This window comes from Micromonospora sp. CA-263727 (genome assembly GCF_050942455.1).
Lineage (GTDB): Bacteria > Actinomycetota > Actinomycetes > Mycobacteriales > Micromonosporaceae > Micromonospora.
Window position 1 is genome coordinate 5,716,044 of record NZ_CP192031.1, and the last position, 19,768, is coordinate 5,735,811.

Annotated in this window: 17 protein-coding genes; 4 read left to right on the forward strand and 13 right to left on the reverse strand. The window is 72.9% G+C overall.

The annotated features are described in order from the left end of the window. Nucleotides 1-66: 66 nt before the first annotated feature. Entirely contained in the window at nucleotides 67-2,598 is a 2,532-nt protein-coding gene (gene pepN, locus ACQPYA_RS24930; RefSeq protein ID WP_433529508.1) for an aminopeptidase N, read from the reverse strand. A gap of 68 nt (nucleotides 2,599-2,666) precedes the next feature. On the opposite strand from pepN, the gene ACQPYA_RS24935 reads away from it, so the two are divergent. After that, a complete protein-coding gene (locus ACQPYA_RS24935; protein WP_093407559.1) occupies nucleotides 2,667-2,885 on the forward strand; it encodes a DUF397 domain-containing protein in 219 nt (72 codons plus the stop codon). 119 nt (nucleotides 2,886-3,004) lie between these two features. On the opposite strand, the gene ACQPYA_RS24940 is transcribed toward ACQPYA_RS24935, so the two are convergent. From ACQPYA_RS24940 to ACQPYA_RS24960, 5 genes are all read right to left on the reverse strand, one after another. Further along, nucleotides 3,005-3,895, reverse strand: a complete 891-nt coding sequence (locus tag ACQPYA_RS24940; RefSeq protein WP_433529509.1) for a TauD/TfdA dioxygenase family protein — start codon at nucleotides 3,893-3,895, stop codon at nucleotides 3,005-3,007. Nucleotides 3,896-3,912: 17 nt separating this feature from the next. Then, nucleotides 3,913-4,692, reverse strand: coding sequence for an ABC transporter ATP-binding protein (locus ACQPYA_RS24945; RefSeq protein ID WP_433529510.1), 780 nt, complete (start codon nucleotides 4,690-4,692; stop codon nucleotides 3,913-3,915). Continuing rightward, a complete protein-coding gene (locus ACQPYA_RS24950; protein WP_433529511.1) occupies nucleotides 4,676-5,722 on the reverse strand; it encodes a taurine ABC transporter substrate-binding protein in 1,047 nt (348 codons plus the stop codon). Before ACQPYA_RS24950 ends, ACQPYA_RS24945 begins: the two co-directional genes overlap by 17 nt. 36 nt (nucleotides 5,723-5,758) lie before the next feature. Further along, a complete protein-coding gene (locus tag ACQPYA_RS24955; RefSeq protein WP_433529512.1) occupies nucleotides 5,759-6,628 on the reverse strand; it encodes an ABC transporter permease in 870 nt (289 codons plus the stop codon). A 123-nt stretch (nucleotides 6,629-6,751) separates the two neighbouring features. After that, entirely contained in the window at nucleotides 6,752-7,060 is a 309-nt protein-coding gene (locus ACQPYA_RS24960; RefSeq protein ID WP_433529513.1) for a hypothetical protein, read from the reverse strand. A 174-nt stretch (nucleotides 7,061-7,234) separates the two neighbouring features. Between ACQPYA_RS24960 and ACQPYA_RS24965 the strand changes: the two genes are divergently transcribed. Both ACQPYA_RS24965 and ACQPYA_RS24970 read left to right on the forward strand, forming a co-directional pair. Next, nucleotides 7,235-8,482: a cytochrome P450 gene (locus ACQPYA_RS24965; protein ID WP_433529514.1), complete on the forward strand. Its 1,248-nt coding sequence runs from the start codon at nucleotides 7,235-7,237 to the stop codon at nucleotides 8,480-8,482. Nucleotides 8,483-8,668: 186 nt separating this feature from the next. Beyond that, on the forward strand, nucleotides 8,669-9,148 hold the full coding sequence (locus tag ACQPYA_RS24970) for a DUF4383 domain-containing protein (RefSeq protein WP_433529515.1): 480 nt from the start codon (nucleotides 8,669-8,671) through the stop codon (nucleotides 9,146-9,148). Between the two features lie 4 nt (nucleotides 9,149-9,152). On the opposite strand, the gene ACQPYA_RS24975 is transcribed toward ACQPYA_RS24970, so the two are convergent. From ACQPYA_RS24975 to ACQPYA_RS25005, 7 genes are all read right to left on the reverse strand, one after another. Further along, nucleotides 9,153-9,578, reverse strand: coding sequence for a GNAT family N-acetyltransferase (locus ACQPYA_RS24975; protein ID WP_433529516.1), 426 nt, complete (start codon nucleotides 9,576-9,578; stop codon nucleotides 9,153-9,155). A 70-nt stretch (nucleotides 9,579-9,648) separates the two neighbouring features. Further along, the gene (gene obgE / locus ACQPYA_RS24980; RefSeq protein ID WP_433529517.1) at nucleotides 9,649-11,103 is read right to left on the reverse strand and encodes a GTPase ObgE; all 1,455 of its coding nucleotides are present in this window, start codon (nucleotides 11,101-11,103) and stop codon (nucleotides 9,649-9,651) included. 90 nt (nucleotides 11,104-11,193) lie between these two features. Continuing rightward, complete coding sequence (gene rpmA, locus ACQPYA_RS24985) at nucleotides 11,194-11,448, reverse strand: 50S ribosomal protein L27 (RefSeq protein ID WP_433529518.1); 255 nt, start codon at nucleotides 11,446-11,448, stop codon at nucleotides 11,194-11,196. Between the two features lie 11 nt (nucleotides 11,449-11,459). Then, a complete protein-coding gene (gene rplU, locus ACQPYA_RS24990; RefSeq protein WP_013735422.1) occupies nucleotides 11,460-11,774 on the reverse strand; it encodes a 50S ribosomal protein L21 in 315 nt (104 codons plus the stop codon). A gap of 300 nt (nucleotides 11,775-12,074) precedes the next feature. Next, the gene (locus tag ACQPYA_RS24995) at nucleotides 12,075-15,116 is read right to left on the reverse strand and encodes an Rne/Rng family ribonuclease (RefSeq protein WP_433529519.1); all 3,042 of its coding nucleotides are present in this window, start codon (nucleotides 15,114-15,116) and stop codon (nucleotides 12,075-12,077) included. Between the two features lie 131 nt (nucleotides 15,117-15,247). Continuing rightward, complete coding sequence (locus ACQPYA_RS25000; protein ID WP_433529520.1) at nucleotides 15,248-15,943, reverse strand: TIGR03936 family radical SAM-associated protein; 696 nt, start codon at nucleotides 15,941-15,943, stop codon at nucleotides 15,248-15,250. Between the two features lie 123 nt (nucleotides 15,944-16,066). Further along, nucleotides 16,067-18,052, reverse strand: coding sequence for a TIGR03960 family B12-binding radical SAM protein (locus ACQPYA_RS25005; RefSeq protein WP_433529521.1), 1,986 nt, complete (start codon nucleotides 18,050-18,052; stop codon nucleotides 16,067-16,069). A 711-nt stretch (nucleotides 18,053-18,763) separates the two neighbouring features. Between ACQPYA_RS25005 and ACQPYA_RS25010 the strand changes: the two genes are divergently transcribed. Then, entirely contained in the window at nucleotides 18,764-19,762 is a 999-nt protein-coding gene (locus ACQPYA_RS25010; protein WP_433533606.1) for a hypothetical protein, read from the forward strand. The last annotated feature ends 6 nt before the right edge of the window (nucleotides 19,763-19,768 follow it).

The following is a 19,768-nucleotide window of genomic DNA, read 5'->3' on the forward strand; positions in this document are numbered from 1 at the left end:
GCACCGGCCCGGCCACCACCGGTCAGGCGGTCAACCCGGCACGCGGCCAGGCAGGCCGGCGGACGGTCAGGCGGTCGTGGCGGCCACCGCCGTCCGCGCCACCAGGGCACGGCGCAGGTCGTCGTCGGCGTCGGTGACCACCCGGCGCAGCCCCGGCGTGAGGTCGTCGCGGGCCAGCAGCGCCGCGGCCGCCTCCCGGGTGGGCTGGGCGACCGCGTAGCGGGGGAAGGCCAGCTTGGCCACCTCGTCGGCCACCCAGGGCGTACGCAGCCGCGCGGCGGCCGGCATCTCGGCGAAATACCGTGCCACGTGGTCGGCGGTCAACTCCGCCTGCTCCGGCTGCCAGAAGCCGGTCGCGGTCGCCTCGACCAGGCGGTTGGACAACTCCGTGTTCGACACGATGATCTCCCACGCGGCCTGCTTGGCGGCCGGATCGGGCCGGGCGGCCCGGCACTTCGCGGCGCGCTCCGCACCGGCGGCGCTCGGGTCGGCCGCCGCCTCCGCCGCGATCTCGGCCTCGCCGGCCGCGCCCAGCACCACCAGCCGGCCGAGGATGGACCAGCGCAGCTCGGTGTCGACGGCCAGTCCGGCCGGTGCGTCCCGGCCGGCGAGCCAACCGGCGAGCAGCTCCGCGTCGGTGGTCGCCGCGATCAGGCCGCGCGCCGCAGCCAGCTGCAACGACTTCCCCGGCTCGGCGGCGTCGAGCAGACGCCGGCAGGCGTCGGCCACCCGGGCCAGCGCGGTCTGCCGCGCCAGCGGGTCGAGATAGCGGTCGACCAGTGCGCGGCTCAGCGTCAGCACGTCCTCGGCGATGATCACCTCGGTCTCGACGGGCAGCGCCGCCACGATCAGGTCGACCACCGCGCTGACCGGCCGCTCGCCGTCGGTCGCCGCATCCAGCGCCTCGCCCCAGAGCAGCGCGCGGGCCAGCGGGTCGGCCAGCCGGGGCAACAGCAGCGGCACCGCGTCGGCCGAGGCCGGATCCAGGCGGATCTTCGCGAAGGTCAGGTCACCGTCGTTGGGCAGCAGCACCGCCGCGGCCGGCTCCCCGGCCAGCCCGGCGAGGACCGTACGGCCCGCGTCGGTCTTCGGGTCGAGGTCGACCTCGAAGCGCTCGGCGGTGCCGTCGACGGCGTACCGGCCGACGCCGATGCGGTGCGGGCGCAGCACCGGATGCGTCGCCGGCGCGGTCTGTGCGATGGCGACCTCGGCGTAGCGGCCGTCGGCGTCCACCGCCACCTCGGCCCGCAGGGTGTTGACCTGCGCGGCACGCAGCCAGGAGTCGGCCCAGTCGGTCAACTCCCGGCCGTTGGACGAGGGAGCCGCGCTCGCGGTGCCCAGGCTGTCGAGGAGATCCGCCAGGGTGGCGTTGCCGAACCGGTGCCGGGCGAAGTGGTCGTTCAGGCCGGCCAGGAAGGCCTCGTCGCCGAGCCACGCCACCAGCTGTCGCAGCACGCTGGCGCCCTTGGCGTACGAGATGCCGTCGAAGTTGAGCAGCGCCTCGGCGGCGTCGGTGACCTGCTCGGGAGCGACCGGGTGGGTGGAGGGGCGCTGATCCGCCGCGTACCCCCATGCCTTGCGGCGCAGGGCGAAGGTCGTCCACGCCTCGCGGAACCGGGTCGCCTCGGCGGTGACCCGGGTGCCCAGGTACTCCGCGAACGACTCGTTCAGCCACAGGTCGTCCCACCAGCGCATGGTGACCAGGTCGCCGAACCACATGTGCGCCATCTCGTGGGCGATGGTGGTGGCCCGCAGCTCCCGCTGGGTGTCGGTGACCGCCGACCGGAAGATGTAGTCGTCGCGGAAGGTCACCAGGCCCGGGTTCTCCATCGCGCCGGCGTTGAACTCCGGCACGAACGCCTGGTCGTACTTGCCGAACGGGTAGCGTTCGTCGAAGAGCTGGTGGAAGCGGTCCAGGCACTGCTTCGTGACGGTGAAGATCTCCTCCGCGTCGGCGTCCAGGTGCTCGGCGAGGGAACGCCGGCAGTAGACCCCGAGCGGGATCCCGTCGTGGCTGTCGCGGCAGACGTGCCAGGGGCCGGCGATCAGGGTGAAGAAGTAGGTCGCGATCGGCAGGGTGGGGGCGAACTCCCAGCGCCCCGGTGCCGGGTTGGCTGCCAGCTCGGCGTTGGCCGCCACCGTCCAGTGTGCCGGGGCGGTCACCGCGAGGGTGACCGGCGCCTTCAGGTCGGGCTGGTCGAAGGCGGCGAAGATGCGCTGCACGTCGTCCAGGAAGGACATCGCGTAGAGGTAGGTCTCGCCGTCGGTGGGGTCGACGAAGCGGTGCAGCCCTTCGCCGGTGTTCGTGTACGCCATCTCGGCGTCCACGGTCAGCGTGTTCTCCTCGGCCAGCCCGGTCAGCGGCAGCCGGTTGTCGGCCAGCGCGGCCGGGTCGAGGTCGGCGTCGTTGAGGCGTACCGCCAGCAGTTTCGCGGGCTTGACCTCGGCGAAGGTCTCGGTGCCGGCGGCCCGGAACCGGATCGTGACGTGCGAGCGGAACCGCTCTGCGCCCCCGGTGAGGTCGAGGTCCACGTGGTAGGACACGACGACGATCGACGCGCCACGCGCGGTCGACTCTGCACGGCTCAGGCTCGGCATCCGCTTATCCTGCCCGATGGGGGAGCGAACCGGCTTCCCCGACTCCCCTGGTACTGGAGGACTGGACCATGACAGCGCACCCCAAGGGTGACTTCGACCTCTCCCGGGCGGTATGGCAGCGGGCCGAGGGCGACACCTCGGAGGCGGCGGTGGAGGTCGCCTTCGTCGACGATCTCATCGGCATGCGCAACTCTGCCGAGCCGGACGGCCCGGTGCTGGTGTTCACCCAGGCCGAGTGGGACGCCTTCGTCGCGGGCGCCCAGGACGGCGAGTTCGACCTGGACTGAATAGCGGGGCCAGGGCCGCCGGCCGGCGGCCGGTCCCGCCGCCCGGCCCGGATCACCGACGGATTCGGGCCGGGCCCTCGCGGCCAACGCGCCGGAGGCGCACCGCGTCGGTCACCCGGTTAGGGCGCCGTCGGCGGGGGCAGGAACGGGGGAACCTCCGGCCCCCGGGGACGGTCTCCGCGCAGGGTGATGCGGTGGACGATCCGCCGTGCGCCGCCGTAGTCGCGGTTGGCGTAGTGGGCGGTGCTGCGGTTGTCCCACATCACCACGTCGCCCGGCTTCCAGCGGTGCCGTACCAGGTGCTCGGGCTTGGTCAGGTGGGCGTAGAGCAGATCCAGGATCGCCCTGCTCTCGGCCTCGGAGAGGCCGACGATGTGCGAGGTGAAGCCCGGATTGACGAAGATCCCCTTGCGGCCGGTCTCCGGATGCACCCGCACCACGGGGTGCTCCACCGGGTCGAGCCGGGTGACCACCTCACCGTCCCACAGGCTGCCCCGCCCACCGCGGCGTTGCGCGAGGTAGTAGCCGAACTCCCGGTTGCCGTCGTGCACGGCGACCAGGCGGTCCGCCAGAGCCCGCACCGGTTCGGCGAGCGAGTCGTACGCGAGTTGGCTGTCCGCCCAGGTCGTGTCCCCACCGCTGGGCGGCAGCGTGACCGCCCGCAGGATCGAGCCCAGGGGCGGGCGGGCGACGAAGGTCACGTCGGTGTGCCACACGTCGGCGAAGCCGTTGTCGGCGCTGTCCAGCGCGTAGACCTCCGGATGATCCTCGTCCACGCCGCCGACCACGGGGTGGGAGGCGGTCAGCTCGCCGAGCCGGCGCCCGAGGCGTACCTGACTGTCGTCGTCGAGCCGCTGGTCGGCGAAGAACAACACCTTGCGGTCCACCAGCGCCGCGCGTACGGCGGCGAGTTCCGCGTCGGTGGCGCGGTCGAGGTCCAGTCCACGGACCTCGGCGCCGAAGTGTGGCCCGAGCGGATCCAGGGCCAGGTTCGTCAGGGTGTCGGTCATTGCGGTCTCCCGTCTCCTCAGGTGGCGGCGGCGCGCACGGCATGGCCGATCGTGGCGCGCAGCGCGGCGTACTCCGGTGCCCCGCGTAACTCGTCCGGCTCCACGCCGGTGCGGGGAAGGTCGACGTCCAGGTCGAGCGCGATGCGCCCGGGCCGGCTGGTCAGGACCACCACCCGGCTACCGAGGAACACCGCCTCGTCCACGCTGTGCGTGACGAACACACAGGTACGGCCGGTCTCGGCGGTGACCCGGCGCAGGTCCTCCTGAAGCCGTTCCCGGGTCAGCGCGTCGAGGGCGGCGAAGGGCTCGTCGAGCAGCAGAAGTGGGTTCTCCACGGCCAGCGCCCGAGCGATGGCCACCCGCTGCTGCTGCCCGCCGGAGAGTTGCCAGGTGCGCCGGTGCGCCACGTGCGGAAGCCCGACCCGGTCGAGCAGTTCGGCCACCCGCCGCGTGCGTTCGGCCTGCGGTACGCCGGCATACCGCAGGCCGAGCCCGACGTTGCCGCCGACCGTCTGCCACGGCAGCAGCCGCGGTTGCTGGAACACCAGGCCGGCGTTGCGGCCGGGCACCGGCGTCCCGCCGGCTGCCGTCACCGTCCCGCTGGTCGGCCGTTCAAAGCCGGCGATCAGCCGCAGCAGCGTGGTCTTGCCGCACCCGGAGGCGCCGACCAGTACCAGGAAGGTGCCGGACGGCACGCGGAGGTCGACCGGGCCCAGGGCGGTGACCGCGGTGGGCCCGGTGCCGTAGACGTGCGTGACGCCTCGGACCTCGACCGCGGGCTCAGGACTGGAGGACACCCGGCAGACCCTTGGTGTAGATCGCCTTCTCGAAGACGGATCGGTCCGGCACCGCGTCGATCTTGTTCTGCTCCTTGAGGAACACCGCGGCGGCATGCAGGTTGTCGGCGAGGCCGCCGACCTTCTCCGGCGTGCCCAGCCACTCCGGGCCGGCGAGGTCGGCCGGCTTGAGGAAGACGCCCTGGCTCAGCTGGTGCTTGGCGTCCTCGGTGCTCAGGTTCAGCTCCCTGCCCACCGCGGTCGCCGCGGCGGTGGGATCGCTCGCGATGAGGTCGAGCGCCTTCGCCTGGGCCTGCCGCCAGGCGTCGACGGCGTCGGGGTGGGCCTCGGCGAACTCGGTGGCGACCACGCCGAGGTCCAGGGTCGGCTTGCCGGCGGTGGCCAGTTCCCGGCTGGTGACCAGCACCGTGCCGGTCTTCTTGAGTTCGTCCAGCGACGGCAGCCAGGAGTACGCGGCGTCGAGGTCACCGCGGCTCCAGGCGGCGAGGATGTCCTGCGGCTCCAGGTCGACCAGGGTCACCTCGGACTCCTTGACCCCGGCCCGGTCCAGAGCGGCGAGCAGGCTGAAGTGCGCGGTCGAGGCGAACGGGGTGCCGATCTTCTTGCCACGCAGGTCGGCGACGGTGGCGACGTTCGTGCCGTTGCGGGCCACCAGCGCCTCGTTGTCGCCGGCGACGTCGAGGACGAAGGCCACCTTGTAGGGCAGGTTCAACGGTGCCGACAGCCCGCGGGCGACCGGGCTGGAGCCGATCGCGGCGATGTCCACGCTGCCGGCCGCGAAGGCGGTGTTGATGCTCGCGCCGGAGTCGAACTTGGTCCAAGTGATCTTGTAGTCCGGTAGCGCGTTCTCCAGCAGCCGCTGGTTCTTCACGATCAGGTCGCCGCTCGGGAACGCCTGGTAGGCGAGCCGGATGGTCCTGCTCTGCGGGTCACCGCCGTTGCTGGCGGCACCGTCGCCGCACGCGCCGAGCGAGACGGTGGCGAGGAGCACGGCGGCGGCGCCGAGGATGCGGATGATCGTTCGCTGCACGGCATGTCCATTCTTGGGGCAAGGTGGGCGGCGCGGTCAGCCTTGACCGCGCCAGGGAACGAGCCGGTCCTCCGCGCCGCGGAGTAACGCGTCGATGAGCAGGCCGGAGAGTCCGATGGCGAAGAGGCCGAGCACCACCACGTCGGTCTGCGAGTACCGCTGCGCGTCGCGGACCATGCCGCCGATGCCCGGCACGCCGTTGATGGTCTCGGCGGCGACCACCGACGAATACGCGATGCCGACGGCGAGCCGGACGCCGGTGAAGATCTCCGGCAGCGCGTGCGGCAGCACCACGTCGCGGATGACCTCCCAGCGACCGCCACCCAGCGCCCGGGCCGCCTCGACCAGCGTGGCGGGTGCGGCGTTGACGGCCGACGCGGTGGCGACCGCGACCGGCGGCAGAGCGGCGATCGACAGCAGCCACAGCTTCGGGGTCTCGTCGATGCCGAACCAGATGATGAGCAGGCTGAAGTACGCCAGAGGTGGCAGTGCGCGCACGAAGGTCACCAGCGGCTCGGCCGCGACACGCACCCACGGGACGGTGCCCATCACCACTCCGAGAACCAGCCCGGCCGCCACCCCGATCAGCGATCCGATGAGGATGCGGCGCAGGCTCACCCCGAGGTGCTCGATCAGCAGGCTTCCGCTGTAGCCCCGGATGCCGTCGTGGGTCGTGGAGGTCTGCACCAGGCGGTCCCACACCGCGGCCGGCGCAGGGATGAACGTCGGATTGTCCGTCACCACCGCGAGGGCCTGCCAGAGAGCCAGCAGGACCGCAAGGGCGACAGCACGCAGTGCGATGCGTCGCAGCCGCCTGCTCCGCGCCGACCGGGCGACGTCGCGGGTCGGCGGCGGTGGCGGACCGGTCTCGACACCCACGGCCGGCACAACAGGAACAGCGGTCACGGTCTCTCCCGATCGCAATGACCTACTTTTCCTACAGCTTTAGTGGGGCTTGGGCAAGGGGAGCCCACGGCGTGGAATGAAAGGCGTCCTCGCCCACCGGCGCGCTGCCTCCCGGAGACCGCGCTAACCGCGACCACCGTCACCGTCGCCCCAGCCGAGACCACCGGGGCCGGGTGCGTGATGGAAGCCGAGATGCTCGGCGACATCGACGCAGCGTTCACCGTCCGGCCCGAGCGCACCGCAGAACAACCGCTCCGCCCGCTGCCACGCCTCGGCTGGCGAGAGCGCGGAGGCACCGAGCGCCAACTCGGGCCGCAGGAGGCTCAGTGCCTCGGCGTAGCCGACCGCCACCTCGCGGGCCACCCCGAGATCGCGGGCGGTGAAGCCGAGATGCACGGTGAAGCGACGAGCGGCGCCGCCGGAACTGAGCAAACCAGCTTCACGCGCTTTTGGGAGGGGCCAGCCGGCACACCCGGATCATCCTGGCCAGCCAGCGCCCGCCTCCCGGGCCGGACCGGGTTCCACCGGCCCTGACCTGGGTAGAAGCCAACCGGCAAGGGACAGGGAGCCGGTCGGCGACGGCCGTGCCCGGTGGCAGGGGATCCCATGGCGACCATTCCGACCGACCGCAGCCCGGACAGCACCGTGGCCTTCCTGCGGGCCGGCTACCGGTTCATCGGCGAGCGGTGCGAGCGGTACGGCAGCGACATCTTCCAGACCCGGCTGCTGCTGGAGCCGACCATCTGCCTGCGCGGCCGGCCGGCCGCCGAGCTGTTCTACGACGCCGACCGGTTCGTCCGCGAGGGCGCCATGCCGGTCCGGGGCCAACGGACGCTGACCGGTCGGGGCGGCGTGCAGGGCCTCGACGGCGCCGCCCACCACCACCGCAAGGCGATGTTCATGTCGCTGATGACCCCGACCGCGGTCCGGCAGCTCGGGCAGCTCTTCGCCGACGAGTGGCGGGCCCGGATCCCCGCCTGGGAGTTGGCCGGGCCGGTGACGCTGCACACCGAGGTCGCCTCGATGCTGACCGAGGCGGTCTGCGCCTGGGCCGGGGTGCCGCTGGCCGCCGGCGAGGTGGACCGGCGCACCGAGCACCTACAGGCCATGATCAACAGTGCCGTGTCGGTCGGGCCGCGGCACTGGCGCGGCCGGGTGGGCCGGCTGCGCGGCGAGCGCTGGGCCGGCGACCTCGTCGAGCGGGTACGCGCCGGCACGCTGCCCGCGCCGGAGGGCGGCGCCCTGCGGGTGGTCGCCGAGCACCGCGACGGTCAGGGCCGGCCGCTGCCCCGCCGGGTCGCCGCGGTCGAACTGCTCAACGTGCTGCGCCCGACCGTCGCCGTGGCCGGCTTCGTGGTCTTCGCCGCGCTGGCCCTGCACGACCACCCCGCCTGGCGGCAGCGGGTACGCGACGACGACGACGCAACCGAGCAGTTCGTCCAGGAGGTCCGCCGCTACTACCCGTTCTTCCCGGTGGCCGCCGCCCGGGTCCGGCGCTCCTTCGACTGGCAGGGCTACCACTTCCCGCAGGGTCGCCGGGTGCTGCTGGACCTCTACGGCACCGATCATCACCCGGCGCTCTGGCCGGAGCCGGAGCAGTTCCGGCCGGAACGCTTCGCCGGCTGGCGGGGCGACCCGTTCACGCTGGTACCGCAGGGCGGCGGTGGACACCTCGGCGGGCACCGCTGCGCCGGCGAGTGGGTCGCCATCGAGCTGCTGAAACGGGCGGTGACCCTGTTGACCGGGGCGCTCCGGTACGACGTGCCGCCGCAGGACCTCGCGATCGACCTGCGCCGGATGCCGGCGCTGCCGGCCAGCGGATTCGTCGTCACCGCCGTCCGCCGGATCGGCTGACCACCGATGCCCGCCGGCGGACCGGCTGACCACCGACCTGCCGGCGGGCCGGGTGATCAGCGGCGGGCCGGCCCGGTCCGGCATTTCTCTGCGGAGTCGTCCCCGCCCCCGTCAGGATGAGGAATCGTCGGGATCAGGTCGAACCCGGCGCGCTCGGACGGCCGCCGCCCCACGGAGGGAACCACGATGGCGCACAACGTTCGCGGTAGGGCGGCGGGGCGCAGGCCCCCGGCCCAACTCGCCGCCATGATCCTGGCGGTGATCTTCCTCCTGATCGGGGTGCTCGGGTTCATCCCGGGCATCACCACCGACTACTCCGACCTGAGCTTCGCCGGGCACCACTCCGGGGCCAAGCTGCTCGGGCTGTTCCAGGTCTCGGTCCTGCACAACCTGGTGCACCTCGCCTTCGGCGTGGTCGGCCTGGCGCTGGCCCGCACCCTGGCCGGCGCCCGGCTCTTCCTGATCGGCGGGGGCGTGGTGTACCTCGTCCTCTGGATCTACGGGCTGGCCGTGGTGAACAAGGGCTCGGCCAACTGGATCCCGGTGAACAACGCCGACAACTGGCTACACCTGTTTCTCGGCATCGGCATGCTGGCCCTCGGCCTGCTGCTGTCCCGGCGGGCCGGCACGGGTGGCCGGCTGGACAACCCGATCGATCGACCCTGACGCCTCAGGCGGCGACCGGCAGTCGCTTGGCGAGGCAGACCCGGTTCGGCCCGCCCGTCTGCTCGCGGTAGGCCGGCACCGGCTCGTACCCGCCGGACCGATAGAGCGAGATGGCCACCGCCTGGTACGTCCCGGTCTCCAGGCAGAGCAGCGAGTGCCCCTGCCGGAATGCCAGTTCCTCCAGCGCGGCCAGCAACTGCCGGCCGATCCCCCGGCCCCGGAACGCCGGTCGGACGTACATCCCCGACAGCTCGCCGACACCGTCGGCCAGGTCCCGGAGCCCACCGCAGGCCACCGCCCGGCCAGCGACCACCACCGCCAGGTACTGGAGGTCCTCCCGCGGCGCGCCGGTCGCGCCGAGTTCGCGCTGCTCGGCCGTGACCAGCGCGGCGACCTCCGGATCCGTGGCGGGGCGGGACTCGATCAACATCACGCCACGCTATGCCCATGGGATTTCGCGGAGGTTTCCGGCAGTCGTCCCGATTTCGGACCGCACACGGCTAGCCGGCGTCATCCCCGTCGGGATCCGGCGACGGCTCGACCTCGTCCTCCGGCCGCTGCCGGCGGGCCTTGCGGGCCGCCAACCGTTCGGCCGCGCTGGCCCGGGTCGTCTGCTCCTCCAGCCGGACGTCGCGGCCCCGGGCGCCGGGCACGAATTCGACACCGGCGTAGAGGGTCGGCTGCCAGTCGAACTCCCGCTCGGCGATGCGCACCAGGTCGCCCGGCTGGGCACCCGCCTTCGCCAACTGTTCCTCGACGCCCAGCCGGGCCAGCCGGTCGGCGAGGTAGCCGACCGCCTCGTCGTTGTCGAAGTTCGTCTGGCGCACCCACCGCTCCGGGCGACCACCGCGCACCGTGTACGAGCCATCGCCTTCCGCGACGATGGTGAAGCCCGCGTCGTCGACCGCCTTCGGCCGGATGACGATCCGGGTCGGCTCGGCCGGCGGCGCCGCGGACCGCGACTGCTCCACCAGCTCGGCCATCGCGTAGGTGAACTCCTTGAGCCCCTCCCGGGTGGCCGCCGACACCTCGAAGACCCGCAGGCCACGCGCCTCCAGGTCGGGGCGGACGATCTCGGCGAGGTCCCGGCCGTCGGGCACGTCGACCTTGTTCAGCGCGACCAGCCGGGGCCGGTCGGCCAGCCCGCCGTACGCGGTCAACTCCGCCTCGATGGTGTCGATGTCGGCCAGCGGGTCCCGACCTGGCTCCAGGGTGGCGGTGTCGATCACGTGCACCAGCACGGCGCAGCGCTCGACGTGTCGGAGGAACTCCAACCCCAGCCCCTTGCCGGTGGCCGCGCCCGGGATCAGGCCGGGCACGTCGGCGACCGTGAAGGTGTGGTTGTCGACCCGGACCACGCCGAGGTTCGGCACCAGCGTGGTGAAGGGGTAGTCGGCGATCTTCGGCTTGGCCGCCGAGATCACCGAGATCAGCGACGACTTGCCGGCCGACGGGAAGCCCACCAGGCCGATGTCGGCGACGCTCTTGAGCTCCAGCACCACGTCCAGCTGCTCGCCCGGCTCGCCGAGTTCGGCGAAGCCGGGTGCCTTGCGGCGGGCGTTGGCCAGCGAGGCGTTGCCCCGGCCACCGCGCCCACCCCGGGCCGCCTCGAAGGTGGTGCCGGCGCCGACCAGGTCGGCCAGCACGGTGCCGTCCGAGGTCTGCACGACCGTGCCGTCGGGCACCTTCAGCACCAGATCCCCGCCGTTGGCGCCGTCCCGGTTGGAACCCGCGCCACCCCGGCCGCTCGGTGCCTTGACATGCGGGCGGAAGTGGAAGTCGAGCAGCGTGTGCACCTGCGGGTCGACCACCAGGGAGACGCTGCCGCCGTGCCCACCGTTGCCCCCGTCGGGGCCGCCGAACGGCTTGAACTTCTCCCGGTGGATCGAGACACAGCCGTGCCCGCCGTCGCCAGCCTGCAGGTGCAGGACGACCCGGTCAACGAACGTCGTCACGCCGCAATCCTTCCAGCGGGGTCGGGCCCCGCGCGAGAAAAAGCGAAGCGGGCCGGGACATCAGGTCCGCGGCCCGCTTACGCCGGAGAACTACTGCTGCGGCACGATGCTGACGGTCTTGCGACCGCGCTTGGTGCCGAACTGGACCGCACCGTGGGCCAGCGCGAAGAGCGTGTCGTCGCCGCCACGGCCGACCAGGTCACCGGGGTGGAACTTGGTGCCGCGCTGCCGGACGATGATCTCGCCCGCGCTGACGACCTGACCACCGAAGCGCTTCACGCCGAGCCGCTGGGCCGCGGAGTCACGGCCGTTGCGCGAGCTGGACGCACCCTTTTTGTGAGCCATCTGAGGACGACCTACTTCCCGCTGGAGATGCCGGTCACCTTGACCTGGGTCAACGGCTGGCGGTGACCCTGGCGCTTGTGGTAGCCGGTCTTGTTCTTGAACTTGTGGATCCGGATCTTCGGGCCCTTGGTGTGCGCGGCGATCTCGCCGGACACCTCGACCTGAGCGAGCTTCGCCGCATCGGTCACCAGGTCGTCACCGTCGACGAGGAGCACCGCGGCGAGCTTCACCGCGTCGCCGGGGGCACCGACGAGCTTCTCGACCTCGATCACGTCGCCTTCGGCGACCTTGTACTGCTTGCCGCCGGTCTTGACGATCGCGTACATCGGAGGCGGACTCCCTGTCGTTGAGGCTGCTGGTGGTAGTTCCCGCGGCGGCTCGCCGGGTAGCAGAGGCACGGCGGCGCGGGCACGCAGGAACTCGGCACACCAAAGTGCACCGCAGGCCAGCGTACGCCATCCCCACCCCCCACCCCAAACCGGGGGTGAAGGAAGGGACCCTTCTTAACGCCTGGTGTAGAGGCGGGGCCCCCGGTTAACAAGTCGGTGCCGGCACGGGAGAGCCCCTCCCGGCGGGCGGAGAGCACCGCCGGGAGGGGCCCCACGGAAGGTCGGCCGGTCAGCCGGTCACGGTCGGGTACGGCGACGCGCGCCACCGCGGCGGGAGCGACGGCGGCCGGTACCGCCCTCGGCGCTCTCCTCGTCGTCCCCCTCGGCCAGCGCGTCCGGGTCGTCCGGCGCGGCCAGCCGGGCGGACTCGCCCTGCTGGCTCTCCGCGACGGCCGGCGCGGCCGGGGTCTCCGTCTCGTAGCGGGACAGGTCGTAGCCCATGGTGTCGTGGAAGTCGGCGTCGACGGTGCTCGTGTTGTCGGTCTCGGTGACCTCCACCACGGTCCGCTCGGCCGGGGCGCTCTTGCGGGCTCGACGCCGGGACGAGCCGCCCGCCGGCTCGGTCGCCGGGGCAGCCGCCCCGGCGACCGCCTTGACCTTGTCCCCGGTGCCCGCGCGCGGCTTCTCCGGCACCGGCTCGGTGTGGATGATCAGGCCACGGCCCTTGCAGCAGTCACAGGTCTCGCTGAACGCCTCCAGCAGCCCCGCGCCGATCCGCTTACGGGTCATCTGCACCAGGCCCAGCGACGTGATCTCGGTGACCTGGTGCTTGGTGCGGTCCCGGCCCAGGCACTCGGTCAGCCGACGCAGCACCAGCTCCCGGTTCGACTCCAGCACCATGTCGATGAAGTCGATCACCACGATGCCGCCGATGTCCCGCAGTCGCAGCTGGCGGACGATCTCCTCGGCCGCCTCCAGGTTGTTGCGGGTGACCGTCTCCTCCAGGTTGCCGCCGGCACCGGTGTACTTGCCGGTGTTGACGTCGACCACGGTCATCGCCTCGGTCCGGTCGATCACCAGGTGACCGCCGGAGGGCAGGAAGACCTTGCGGTCGAGCCCCTTGAGGATCTGCTCGTCGATGCGGCAGTCGGCGAAGACGTCCGTGGTGCCGACGTGCCGGCGCAGCCGCGCGACGAGGTCCGGCGAGACGTGCGACAGGTACGACTCGACCAGGTCGTACGCCCCGTCGCCCTCGATCACCAGCTCGCGGAAGTCCTCGTTGAACAGGTCACGGACCACCCGGATGACCAGATCCGGCTCCTCGTAGAGCAGCACCGGCGCACCGCCCTCGGCGGCCTTGGCCTGGATGTCCTCCCACTGCGCCTGGAGCCGCTTGACGTCCCGGGCCAGCTCGTCCTCGCTGGCTCCCTCGGCCGCGGTCCGTACGATCACCCCCGCGCCGTCCGGAACGAGCTTCTTCAGCACGTCGCGCAGCCGCTTGCGCTCGGTGTCCGGCAGCTTGCGGCTGATCCCGGAGGCGTTGCCGCCCGGCACGTAGACCAGGTGCCGGCCGGAGAGCGCGATGTGACTGGTCAACCGGGCGCCCTTGTGCCCGATCGGATCCTTGGTGACCTGCACCAGCACCGAGTCGCCGGACTTGAGCGCCTGCTCGATCGAGCGGGCCCGCCCCTCCAGACCGGTGGTGTCCCAGTTCACCTCGCCGGCGTACAGGACCGCGTTGCGGCCCCGGCCGATGTCCACGAACGCCGCCTCCATGCTGGGCAGCACGTTCTGCACCTTGCCGAGGTAGACGTTGCCGGCCATGGTGCCGGCGGAGTTGCGGGTGACGTAGTGCTCGACCAGGACGCCGTCCTCCAGCACGGCGATCTGGGTACGGTCACCGCGCTGGCGTACCGCCATCACCCGGTCGACCGCCTCCCGGCGGGCCAGGAACTCGGACTCGCTGAGGATCGGCGGGCGGGTCCGGCGCTGCTCGCGGCCGTCCCGGCGGCGCTGCCGCTTGGCCTCCAGCCGGGTCGATCCGGAGACGCCCTGTACCTCGTCGACCGTCCGGCGCGGCTCCCTGATCTTCACCACCGTGGGCACGCCGTCGTCGGCGGCGCCCTCGGTGTCGCCGGCGCCCCGGCGGCGACGGCGACGGCGCCGACGGGTCATCCCGTCGCCCTCCTCGCCGCCCTCGGAATCCTCGCCGGCTTCGTCCGCCTCAGCCTCGTCCGCCTCAGCCTGGACGGCCTCGTCGGCCTCGCTCTCCTCGACGTCGTCGACGTCATCGGCGCCGCCCTTGCCGCGGCCCCGGCCCCGGCGACCACGCCGGCGGCGTCGCCGCCCGGCGGCGGTCTCCTCGTCTTCCTCCTCCTCGGCGGCCTCCTCGGCCTCCGCGGCGGGTTCCTCCTCGACCTCGACCTCCACCACGGGCTCGGCCTCGCGGCGGCCCCGCCGGCGTCGCCGGGCCGGCTCGGCCGGCTCCTCGGCGGCCTCCTCCGCGGCGACCGGCGCCGCGGCGGCGGAACGCGCGGCCGTGACCTCCTCCGGGGCCATGAACAGCACCGTCGGCGCGGTGAGCGCGGCCCGCCGCCGGCGGGACCGGGGCTCCGATGCGGGCTCCGCGGCCGTCTCCTCGGCGGGCGGGGCCGCGGGCTGCTCACCCGCACCGCTCTCGGCGGGCACCCCCCCGGACGGGACGGCGCTCTCGGTCGGTGGGACGGCAGCGCCGGAGTCGATGCTGGCCGCCGGTTCCTCGACCGCAGGCTCCTGGGTCGGTTCGGCCACCGCCTCGGGGGCGGCCTTCTTCCGGCGGGTACGGGTCACCTTGACCGGCGGTACGACGTCACCGGCGGCGGCCTCGACCTCGGCCGCGGTCAACGGCTCCTCGACCGCCTTCTGCGCGGTGGTGGCCTTGCGACGCCGGCGGGTGGTCTTCGGTGCGACGTCGAGGTCGCCGGAGACCGGGGCGAAGACCTCGGCCTGGGGCGCCTCGCCGCTGCCCGCGACCGGGACGCTGGATGCCTCCACCGGGGCGTCGGTCTGCTCCGGCTGGCTCACCGGGCCGGCCCGGCGTCGGGTGGCTCGCCGCTTCGGCGGGGCCTCGCCGGTCGACGCGCCGGCCAGGTCGGCGGTGCCACTCACGGTGCCGGTGGCCTCCCCGGGCGCGACGACGGACTCCTCCGGCGCGGCGGCGTCCGGCGTGCCGCCGGTCGCGTCCTGCGGCGCCGCGGCGCCGGTTGCCCCACTCGCCATGCCGGCGGTGCTGTTCTCGGCGGTCTCGGCGGCCGGGTTCGCGCCGGTCCGTTCGCCGCCCTCGGGCTCGTTCTCGAGCATGGACGTTCTCCAGTTCTGGCTTCCCCGGGCGCGGGTGAGCGCTGCCACGCAGGGTTGCCGCAAAGGTGTTTCCCCGGGCGCACGGGCGTGCGCGACCGGCGAAGTCTGCCTGCCAGAGCGCCGACCGTCGGTCAGCGCCCGCCGATGGTTGCCCCGTCGCGGTCCGCGTCCAGCGGATCCACGATCGCGCCCTGCGTGGTCAGCGTGCCCTGAGCCAGCCGGATCACCTTCGGGGCTACCGGCGGCTCCAGGCCGGCCACCACGCGGAGGCCGGAAAGGACGTCATCGGGTCGTACGGACGGGGTGACCTGCCGCACGACCAGTTCGAGTATCGCACACGGTACGGCCGGCGCCCCGGAAGGCGTCGCCGGCGAGGCGATCACATCGATGGTGATGACCGCGGCGCGGGCGTCGAAGGTCCGCCGCCCCTGCTTGGTCATCCGCTCGACCAGCACCTCCTCGGCGGCGGTGAAGGCGGCCACGGCCTTCGCCAGGAGTTCGGAATCCACCTCCGGCAGCTCGATCCGCCAGTGGGACGCCTCGATCCGGTCGGCCAGGCCGGCGCCGGTGGCCACCACGGCGTCGAGCACGTCGAGACCGGGCGAGAGCGCCGCGTCCAGCGCGCTGCGCAGCGCGGCCGGGTCGACCGGCTCGCGCAGGCCGATCTCCAGGTACTCCGCCTCGCTGGCCACCCCGGTCGGCGCCGCGCTCGCGTACGAAATCTTGGGGTGTGGGGTGAAGCCCTGCGAGAACGCCACCGGTACGGCGGCGCGGCGCAGGGCCCGCTCGAACGCCCGGGCGAAGTCCCGGTGCGAGGTGAACCGCAACGGGCCACGCTTGGCGTACCGGATCCGGACGCGCTGGACGACCGGCGCCTGTCCGCCTTCGGGCTGAGGTTTCTTACTGATCGTCCTGCTCCTCGATGTCGGACCCCATCAACGGCGCCGGGATCACTGCTGGGCGCCGGTGGGCAGCTTCAGAGTGTTGACCGGGGTCAGCGGGAGCAGCTTCTTGCCGGTCGGGCCGATCTGGATCTCGGTGTCCATGGCCGGGCAGACGCCGCAGTCGAAGCACGGCGTCCACCGGCAGTCGTCCTGCTCGTACTCGCTGAGCGCGTCCTGCCAGTCCTGCCAGAGCCAGTCCTTGTCCAGGCCCGAGTCCAGGTGGTCCCAGGGCAGGACCTCCAGCTCGTCGCGCTCCCGGGTGGTGTACCAGTCGAGGTCCACCCCGAAGGCGGGCAGCACCTCGGTGGCGGCGTCCACCCAACGCTGGTACGAGAAGTGTTCGCTCCAGCCGTCGAACCGGCCGCCGTTCTCCCAGACCCGGCGGATCACCGCGCCGACCCGGCGGTCACCGCGGGACAGCAGGCCCTCGATCAGCGAGGGCTCGCCGTCGTGATAGCGGTAGCCGATCGCCCGGCCCAGCGAACGGTCCGCGTTGATCGCCTGCTTGAGCAGCTTGAGCCGGTGGTCGATGACCTCCGGACGGTCCATCGCCGCCCACTGGAACGGGGTGTGCGGCTTCGGCACGAACCCGCCGATGGAGACGGTGCAGCGGATGTCCTTGGAGCCGGTGGCAGCCCGGCCGGCCTTGATCACCTCGTGCGCCATGGCGGCGATCTCCAGGACGTCGTCGTCCGTCTCGGTGGGCAGGCCGCACATGAAGTAGAGCTTCACCTGCCGCCAGCCGTTGGTGTACGCGGTGACCACGGTACGGATGAGGTCGTCCTTCGACACCATCTTGTTGATCACCTTGCGGATCCGCTCCGACCCGCCCTCCGGGGCGAAGGTCAAACCGGTCCGCCGGCCGTTGCGGGACAGTTCCTGGGCCAGGTCGATGTTGAACGCGTCCACCCGGGTGGAGGGCAGCGAGAGCGAGACGTTGGTGCCCTGGTACTGCTCGGCGAGGCCGGAGCACATGTCGCCGATCTCGGAGTGGTCGGCCGACGACAGCGACAACAGGCCCACCTCGTGGAAGCCGGAGAACTCCAGCCCCTGCTGCACCATCTGCCCCACGGTGGTGATGGACCGCTCGCGCACCGGGCGGGTGATCATGCCCGCCTGGCAGAACCGGCAGCCCCGGGTGCAGCCCCGGAAGATCTCCACCGCGTACCGCTCGTGCACCGTCTCGGCCAGCGGGACGAGCGGCTTCTTCGGGTAGGGCCAGGCGTCCAGGTCCATCGTCGTGCGCTTGTGCACCCGGAACGGCACGTCCGCCCGGTTCGGCACGACCCGCTGGATCCGGCCGTCGGGCAGGTAGTCCACGTCGTAGAAGCGCGGCACGTAGACGCTCTCGGTCCGGGCCAGCCGCAGCAGCAACTCGTCCCGGCCGCCGGGGCAGCCCTCGACCTTCCACTCCCGGACGATCGCGGTGATCTCCAGTACCGCCTCCTCGCCGTCGCCGAGCACGGCGGCGTCCACGAAGTCGGCGATGGGCTCGGGGTTGAACGCGGCGTGCCCGCCGGCCACGATCACCGGGTCGGCGTCGGCCCGGTCGGCCGCCAGCAGCGGCACGCCGGCCAGGTCGATCGCGGTGAGCAGGTTGGTGTAGCCCAGCTCGGTGGCGAACGACACGCCGAAGAGGTCGAAGTCGCGGACCGGGCGGTGCGCGTCGACGGTGAACTGCGGCACGCCGTGGGCGCGCATCAACCGCTCCAGGTCCGGCCAGACCGCGTACGTCCGCTCGGCCAGCACGTCGGGCAGCTCGTTGAGCACCTCGTAGAGGATCTGCACGCCCTGGTTGGGCAGACCGACCTCGTACGCGTCCGGGTACATCAGCGCCCACCGGACGGTCGCCGCGTCCCAGTCCTTGACCACCGCACCCAGCTCACCACCGACGTACTGGATGGGCTTGGTCACCTGGGGCAGCAGCGGCTCCAGCTCGGGCCAGACGGAGTTGGCCGCGACCGGGCGCGGTGTGGTGGACGGCACGCTCATGATGCCCAAGGGTACGCGCCACCCACCGACCGCCGCGCCACACCTAGCCGACGCTGCCGCGTTAACAAGGGGCCCCTGCTCTACCCCAGGCGTTAAGAAGGGGACCCTCCTTACCTCGACTTACCGGATTCGGCCCGGGTGGCACAGCGGTACTAGCCTCGGGTCGGCGCGAGAGGAGATTGCCGCGATGTCGGAACCGCAGCCGGGAGCAGGCCGGCCGGTCGACGGGAGCCTCCCGGATTCACCCCGGGACGGGGAGCCGGCGGTCACCCAGGAGCAGGCGACCACGCCCGTACCCTCGGTCGACGGACCCCGCACAGGCCCCGGCGGCACCCACCAGCCGCCCGCCGACCCGCCCGCGCCGAGCGCCCAGCCGCCCCAACCGGCCACCACCACCGAAGCCGCCGCCGAGGCCGGGCCGACCGCCGACGGCGAGGTCCCCCGACCGCCGCCGGAGAGGCCAGCCCAACCGCCGCCGGTTCGAGCACGCCGGACGATGCGCGCGGCCCTGCTCCCGCGCCCATCCCCGAGGTCGGCCCGCAGGGCACCCGCGTGCTCCCCGAGTCCACCGCGGACGAGTCGCCGACGCCCCGCTGGAGCGGCTCGGCCCCGGTCCCGCCGGCCGCGCCGCGCCGACCGGCCTGGGGCGAGTCGGCCGAACCCACTCCGCCGCCCGCGGCGTCGACGCACGAGCCGGAGCACCAGACCCCGGTGGACCCGTGGGCCGGTGTCGACACCAGCGGATGGGAGTTGCCTTCGGCAGACTTCCCCGCCCTGCCGCCGACCCTGTCCTACCCGACCCCGCCGCCGACCCGGCCGTACTCCGGGCCTCCGGTGTCGCCGGCCCCACCGGTCTCCCCGGCGCACCAGCCGGGGCCCCGTTCGCCTGCCCCGCCGGCACCGCCTGCCCCGCCGGCACCGTCCGGGCCGTACCGGCCAGCGGTCTCGCCGACGCCACCGGGATATCCGCCACCGGGATACCCACCGCCGGCTGCCCACCCGCCGGTACAACCCGCCCCGCCACCGATCTCGCCGGCCGGCCGGCCCCCCGCCCCGGTCGAACCCCCGGCACCAGCGTCCGGGCCGGGCGCGATGAAGGCCAGGCCGGTCCCGCCGCCGCCCGGCTGGCAGGCGCCCCCGGGGTACGTCCCGGTCGCCGTCCGCAAACGTCGCCGCTGGCCCTGGATGCTGCTGCTGACCCTCGCCTGCTGCTGCGGCTGCCCGGCCTACTACGGCATGCCGATGGCCAGCCAGTACCCGGTGCGCGCCGCGCTTCCGGCGCAGGTGGCCGACCTGCAACTACGCGACGACGCACGCAGCACGCAGACCGCCCGGCAGTTGGAGGCGCAGATGCGCCAGACGCACTGGCTCGCCGAGGAGACCTTCGCCGGCATCTACACCACCCAGGCCGGCAAGCGGGTGACCGTCTTCGGCGGCACCGGATTCCGGCTCACCCCCTCGGCGGACGCCGACGCTGAGATCGAGCGGCTCACCGCGGACTACGCCCTCGGCGAGCCAGAGGTCGTGGAGAGCCGCGTCCGGGGCCGGCACGAACGGTGCGCGGTGGGTCGCTCCGACGGCGTCGGGGTGGTGGTCTGCACCTCGGTCGACCACGGCAGCATCACCAGCGCGGTCTTCACCGGACTTTCGGTGGACGACAGTGCCCGACTGCTCGGCACGCTACGCGAGCAGATCGTGAGCACCAAGTGAGTCTTC

Bases quoted from the DNA above. Each gene is read 5' to 3' on its own strand.
- ACQPYA_RS24940 (WP_433529509.1), bottom strand. From the start codon at position 3,895: ATGACCGACACCCTGACGAACCTGGCCCTGGATCCGCTCGGGCCACAC.
- rpmA (WP_433529518.1), bottom strand. From the start codon at position 11,448: ATGGCTCACAAAAAGGGTGCGTCCAGCTCGCGCAACGGCCGTGACTCC.
- ACQPYA_RS24995 (WP_433529519.1), bottom strand. From the start codon at position 15,116: ATGCTCGAGAACGAGCCCGAGGGCGGCGAACGGACCGGCGCGAACCCG.
- ACQPYA_RS24970 (WP_433529515.1), top strand. From the start codon at position 8,669: ATGGCGCACAACGTTCGCGGTAGGGCGGCGGGGCGCAGGCCCCCGGCC.
- ACQPYA_RS25005 (WP_433529521.1), bottom strand. From the start codon at position 18,052: ATGAGCGTGCCGTCCACCACACCGCGCCCGGTCGCGGCCAACTCCGTC.
- ACQPYA_RS24975 (WP_433529516.1), bottom strand. From the start codon at position 9,578: ATGTTGATCGAGTCCCGCCCCGCCACGGATCCGGAGGTCGCCGCGCTG.
- ACQPYA_RS24965 (WP_433529514.1), top strand. From the start codon at position 7,235: ATGGCGACCATTCCGACCGACCGCAGCCCGGACAGCACCGTGGCCTTC.
- ACQPYA_RS24935 (WP_093407559.1), top strand. From the start codon at position 2,667: ATGACAGCGCACCCCAAGGGTGACTTCGACCTCTCCCGGGCGGTATGG.
- rplU (WP_013735422.1), bottom strand. From the start codon at position 11,774: ATGTACGCGATCGTCAAGACCGGCGGCAAGCAGTACAAGGTCGCCGAA.
- pepN (WP_433529508.1), bottom strand. From the start codon at position 2,598: ATGCCGAGCCTGAGCCGTGCAGAGTCGACCGCGCGTGGCGCGTCGATC.